5 protein-coding genes, 1 tRNA gene and 1 pseudogene are annotated in these 5,704 nt (G+C 39.1%); 6 read left to right on the top strand and 1 reads right to left on the bottom strand.

Annotation, left to right across the window (positions count from 1 at the left end; translation table 11 throughout):
• Positions 1-358 precede the first annotated feature (358 nt).
• The 4 genes from CBG25_RS04275 to CBG25_RS04260 all read left to right on the top strand — a co-directional run bounded on the left by CBG25_RS04275 (position 359) and on the right by CBG25_RS04260 (position 4,229).
• The gene (locus tag CBG25_RS04275) at positions 359-2,119 is read left to right on the top strand and encodes a protein-disulfide reductase DsbD (protein WP_290604833.1); all 1,761 of its coding nucleotides are present in this window, start codon (positions 359-361) and stop codon (positions 2,117-2,119) included.
• Positions 2,120-2,121: 2 nt separating this feature from the next.
• The gene (locus CBG25_RS04270; protein ID WP_290604831.1) at positions 2,122-2,694 is read left to right on the top strand and encodes a transcriptional regulator; all 573 of its coding nucleotides are present in this window, start codon (positions 2,122-2,124) and stop codon (positions 2,692-2,694) included.
• A 128-nt stretch (positions 2,695-2,822) separates the two neighbouring features.
• Positions 2,823-2,898 (top strand) — tRNA-Phe (locus CBG25_RS04265).
• A gap of 350 nt (positions 2,899-3,248) precedes the next feature.
• Complete coding sequence (locus tag CBG25_RS04260; RefSeq protein WP_290604829.1) at positions 3,249-4,229, top strand: Rpn family recombination-promoting nuclease/putative transposase; 981 nt, start codon at positions 3,249-3,251, stop codon at positions 4,227-4,229.
• 215 nt (positions 4,230-4,444) lie between these two features.
• Here CBG25_RS04260 and CBG25_RS04255 read toward each other — a convergent pair whose 3' ends face one another.
• Complete coding sequence (locus CBG25_RS04255; RefSeq protein ID WP_290604827.1) at positions 4,445-4,777, bottom strand: helix-turn-helix transcriptional regulator; 333 nt, start codon at positions 4,775-4,777, stop codon at positions 4,445-4,447.
• A gap of 210 nt (positions 4,778-4,987) precedes the next feature.
• Between CBG25_RS04255 and CBG25_RS04250 the strand changes: the two genes are divergently transcribed.
• Both CBG25_RS04250 and CBG25_RS04245 read left to right on the top strand, forming a co-directional pair.
• Positions 4,988-5,260 carry a Cox family DNA-binding protein gene (locus tag CBG25_RS04250; RefSeq protein ID WP_290604825.1) on the top strand — a complete coding sequence of 91 codons (273 nt, stop codon included), beginning with the start codon at positions 4,988-4,990 and terminating at the stop codon, positions 5,258-5,260.
• Positions 5,261-5,496: 236 nt separating this feature from the next.
• Positions 5,497-5,704 (top strand): annotated as a pseudogene (locus CBG25_RS04245) (hypothetical protein); the annotation flags it as partial.

The raw sequence follows: 5,704 nt of genomic DNA, 5'->3' as shown, positions 1-5,704 counted from the left end.
TAACAAGCTGAAAATTCAGCGGCTAAATTTTTCAATTCTTCGACTGATAATCCAATGATTGCTTTACATAAACGATTATCTCGTAACAGCCGCTCTTTGTTGATCATTTCAAACCTTTATTCTCTAAGTTAAACCTCTTTTTATTCTCAATAGCGTGACAAAAAATGCAAGTCTCTATTCAGCAACTAGTTTAATGTTAGAAAAATCTGATTCAAGGACCTAAAGTCCTTGAATTTTTATCGTAACAATCAATATTCTTTAAACAAATTAGCCACTAAAACTTTTCCAATCGATAAACAGTAGGTTATAGTTCAATAATTATCTTATTTTAAACTTAACAGCTATTTTTAAATCTATTATGCAGAGACGTGTTTATGTTTTAGGCTTATTACTAATACTGTGCGGGACATTCCTTTTATCAACCGCAGCATATGCTATTTTTGAAAAAGGAGGAATGAATCAATTGCTCTCTGCTGATCAAGCATTCGTGTTTGATTTTGAACAAAAAGACAACAAATTGATAGTGAACTGGCAAATACAGCCTGGCTATTATCTCTATCAAAAACAGATAAAATTCCTTCCCAATTATGCCAAGCTCGGTAAATATCAATTACCAAAAGGAAAATATCATGAAGATGAATTTTTTGGTAAAACAGTTGTTTATTTTAATAATTTAGTTATTAATATTCCTATCATCCGTGCCACAGACCAAGCCAATATTGAAGTGAAATATCAAGGGTGTGCAGCTGCCGGCTACTGTTATCCACCAGAAACAAAAATTATTCCACTTAGCTCCGTCATTGCCACCAAAAAATCTCTAGCCACCAGTAAATTTGTTCAATCAAACGCTAACTCGTTAGCGCAAAAAGCGACTAGCGGAAAAACAGAGCAACCTTTTTCACCTTTATGGGCACTGCTATTCGGTATTGGTGTTGCATTTACTCCTTGCGTCTTACCGATGTACCCTTTAATTTCAGGTATTATATTAGGTAAGCAAAGACCCAAAAGTTTAATAAAAATTTTTTGGTTAGCTTTTAGTTATGTTCAAGGAATGGCTCTCACGTATACCCTGTTGGGGCTAATTGTTGCAGCGGCCGGTTTATCATTTCAAGCCGCACTTCAGCACCCCTATGTTTTGATCATAATTTCCGTTCTGTTTATTCTGCTGGCATTTTCGATGTTTGGTTTTTATAACCTACAGCTACCATCTTCACTGCAAACAAAACTGATTAATTGGAGCGATCACCAAAAAGCAGGATCTTATTTTGGTGTATTTATTATGGGCGCACTGGCCGGACTTATCTGTTCTCCATGTACCACAGCGCCACTCAGTGCTATTTTGCTTTATATTGCCCAAAGCGGAAATCTGTTAATCGGAGGTCTAACACTTTACCTATATGCATTAGGTATGGGGCTGCCACTTATTGGCATAATATTATTTGGCCATCGACTACTTCCTCGTAGCGGCCCTTGGATGCAATATGTTAAAGAAGCATTTGGCTTTGTGATCTTAGCGTTACCCATTTTCTTACTCGAGCGGATTTTTGGCGAGATCTGGAGTCTTAGGTTAAGCAGTTTATTGATAACTGCATTTTGTATATGGGTGTTCATTCTATTACTTAAGAAACATAACGGCTGGGCGCGGATTGGACAGATCTTATTTTTACTATTAGCTATCATAGCAGCCCAGCCGCTACAAAATGGAATTTGGCAAATACCAGCCATATCAAAACCACAAGGCCATATGGATTTAAAATTTAAACAGGTAAAAAATTGGCAAGAAATCAAACAAGCAATAAACAATAATACTAGCAAAATAGTTATGCTTGATTTTTATGCTGATTGGTGTGTCGCCTGTAGGGAGTTTGAAAAATATACCTTTAGTGATCCCAAGGTCAAAAGTAAACTGGATAATATGTTATTACTGCAAGCCAATGTGACAGAAAATAATGCTGAACAAAAATCTCTTTTACAATATCTCGATGTCTATGGATTACCCACCATTATTTTCTATGATGATAAAGGTATCGAATTACCTAATTCACGGGTTTATGGTTTTATGAATAGCAAAATGTTCTATCAGCATTTAGTACAAATTACGCAACGGCAAGGGAAATAAATATGCAACGTGAGCAAGTACTGAACTCTGTACTACAACTGTTAGAACAACATGGCCTTAGCTGTAATATTGAAATATTACTTAATAAACTTAAAGTAAAATTCAATAAATCGCGTCAATTTTGGCCAAATAATGAAGCGTTGCTTTATGATTGTTTACGTCACCATAGTCAACAAATTAAGACCTGGCACCGACAGATACAACTCAATGACCAACTTTCGCCGGAAGAAAAACTATTAGCCCGTTATAACCAGTTAGCACAAAAAGTCAGCGATAATCGCTTTCCAGGCTGCCTATTTATTGCTGCATGCAGTATTTTTCCAGATCCAGAGCATCCAATTCATCAACTGAGTGAACAGCAAAAAAAATTGTCATTTAATTTTAGTCTCGAGCTGCTTAGGCAACTAGATATAGACGACAGCGAACAAGTTGCTAAGCAAATGGAATTAATTTTAGAAGGTTGTCTAAGCAAATTAGTGGTTAAGAGAAATATTGAAGATGTTTTGATCGCCAAACTACTAGCAGAAGATATCTTAACTATTGCTAAATGTAGAAAGAATGATGCATTAAATTAAAAAAATAATTTACAAAAAAGATAGTCATTATCTCGTGGTTCAAAAAAACAGCAAATAAGCATGATTTCGCGTTTTTTACCGGAAATACATTGACGAGTTGTGTGGAATAGGGTTTAATGCGCGGCGTTGCCCGGATAGCTCAGTCGGTAGAGCAGAGGATTGAAAATCCTCGTGTCGGTGGTTCGATTCCGCCTCTGGGCACCATGATTTCAAGGGGTTACGGGAGTAGCCCCTTCCCCTTCAGAATATTTAAGAATATCTCATCTGGTAAATTGCATAATCATTCAATACAACATACACGCATCACCTCAACAAAAGTATCAAAAACACCGGTAGTTTGTTATCACAGAGAGCCATTAGGCAGATTGTGTCCAAGCGGGAAAGTATGGATAGCGTGATGAGGGAATGGATAGCTTGCACATTCAAGCCAGCCAAATAATGTCTTAATGTTTATCGATACGCTGACTTGCGGCATAAGTACAAACTCCGCTAGCTCGTTGAAGAAGCTGAGATTTTGATGGCATATCGCAACCTTCCCAAGGTATACTTTGCCGATGAAAAAAACTTCACTATCCCAACACGACGCTCTGTTCAAGAAGTTCCTAGGCGATATCGCTGTAGCTCGGGACTTTCTGGAAGTGCATTTGCCACCTCATCTTCGGGAGCGCTGCGATTTCAGCACTCTTGCAATGGAATCAGGTAGCTTTATCGAAGATGACTTGCGCACCCAATGTTTAGATATGCTGTATTCGATGAAGACCATAACGGGCCATGAAGGTTATGTCTATTGCGTTGTCGAACACCAGAGCAGGCCAGAAAAGCTAATGGCATTTAGGCTCCTACGATACAGTGTGGCAGCCATGCAGCGACATCTTGAGCAAGATAACAACACTTTGCCGGTAGTCATCCCGATCTTGTTCTATCAAGGCGCTACGTCACCTTATCCTTATAGCACGAACTTCCTGGACTGTTTTGCTGATCCAGAATTGGCAGCTACAGTGTATCAGCAAGCCTTTCCGCTGGTTGATATCACCACGATACCGGATGAGGAGATCCTGACTCACCGCCGGGTAGCACTCTTACAACTGGTACAAAAGCACATCCGAACGCGCGATATGTTGGAACTTGCCGTAGAGTTAGCTACTCTAATAGAAAAATGGCAGTATTCCAAAGAACAATGCAGGAGTTTATTATATTATATAGCTCAAGCAGGGAATACAATTGACGGCGAGGGATTCATACGTATCCTTGTAGAAAAAGCACCGACTTATCGGGAGGATTTTATGACTATTGCAGAACAATTGAAAGAAAAAGGTAAGCAAGAAGGCTATCAGTTAGGCCAGCAAGATGGCGAACAAAAAGGCTACCAGCTAGGCCGACAGGATGGGGTTAATGAGGGATTGCAGCAGGGCTTAGAAAAAGGCCGTCAAGAAACGACACGCCAACTAGCAAGGCAATTATTTGCTAATGGTGTTGATCGGCAAATTATAAAAACATCTACTGGCCTAACCGATGATGAACTAGATAAATTATGAGGTAAGAAGCTATCTTACCTCTAACTTAGATGAAAAAATACTTTAATAAACAATGAATTATGTATATTAATTAGCTACTTTCCTCTTTCAATAGCCCCCTCACTTTTAAGTGAAACGTTCTAATTAACCAACTAATTATCAAGATAACCTTTCGTTTTATCTAACTACCTACACTTAGTGCTTTTTCTTCCATTCTAAATAGAACTCGTGCAGCATCACCCAATCTTCTGGTCGAATTGGGATGATTTCATTTTGGCTATCGTTCTTGCTCGACTTGTAACTTCTGATTGATCTAACCCACTATGTGTGAGAGCCGGCTCGATTTGGCCGGCAGCGGGAGCGATATCGCCTGTCATTAGCCATAACGTATATTTTTTAAAAAGAGGATGATTGGTTATTTTGACCATAATATTTTCAGTTACTTGTATCCTTCCTGCCTCATAGTTGTTTAGTGAAGAATACGGTATGTTAAGCATGGTTGACAAATCTCTTCTACTAATCCCCTCTGCTTCTCTTATTTTTCTAATTTTTTCTCCAAGACTTGACATGTTGTTCATATCCGAATAACCTTATCTGATGTTGTTCATATCAGAACAACTTAAATCCATGCAAATGCCGCATAAATCAAACAAAAACGGCTAAATCGCGGCAAATGTACCCAGTTTTAAGCATAACAGATTCAAGCTCTATTTTGATGTTTTAAAGGGTCAGGAACGGTCTACAGCGGTCTAGAAGGGTCTGGAAGAGATGAGGCACAGATGATTAAGAGTGACCACACAGGGCAATATCCCGTTGACGCAGTGACGATAGAAAAGTTTTCCGAGTTGATCGGTAAGACAGATGAAGCCGTCAGATTGATGATTAAACGAGAAAAATTGCCTGTGGTGGATTTTAAAGACCCGAACAAACCTAATTCACGAGTAAGTGAAACGTGGATATACCTCCCTGAATTCAACCGCATAGTCCAAGAAGCCTACTTTAACCGTCCCGCAGAGGAACGTGATGCTTGGCTTAAATGGCTTGGTTTGTAATCACCAAGCAAGAAGTATGAAAAAAAGTCCATAGCCAGCGTTTGCTGAGGAACTGCTCTTTAACAATTTGGTATCAGCAAAAAAAGTCTGTGAAACGGATGGCAGGGAAGTTGCGCCTGTAATTTGCTGATAGCTTCGTAGGTTGTTTATGCGAAGCGGAGTTGAGCCTACTTACGGTCGGGTAGCAAGAGCGTATTTCTGCGCTCCCGCCCCCTAAGAGGCTGTCGCAAAAGCTCATGTTATCGATTAAAATTTGCTTTATTCGTTTTAAACGCAGATCTTTTATGACCGTATTTACTCGCAAACTGGAATCGCCTTCTCACACCAAACGTAAGTTTGTCAAAGCGCAAAATCTACCTATCTTGGAGGGTTCTGTTTCCCTTTGCGATTATCTCAAGCAAATTGGTGAACGTAGGGCATTTATTGTCACAGAGATTTTGGATG

Origin of the sequence: Arsenophonus sp. ENCA, assembly GCF_002287155.1 — a bacterium.
Classification (GTDB): Bacteria; Pseudomonadota; Gammaproteobacteria; order Enterobacterales; family Enterobacteriaceae; genus Arsenophonus; species Arsenophonus nilaparvatae.
This window is presented reverse-complemented; position numbering and strand designations above follow the sequence as displayed.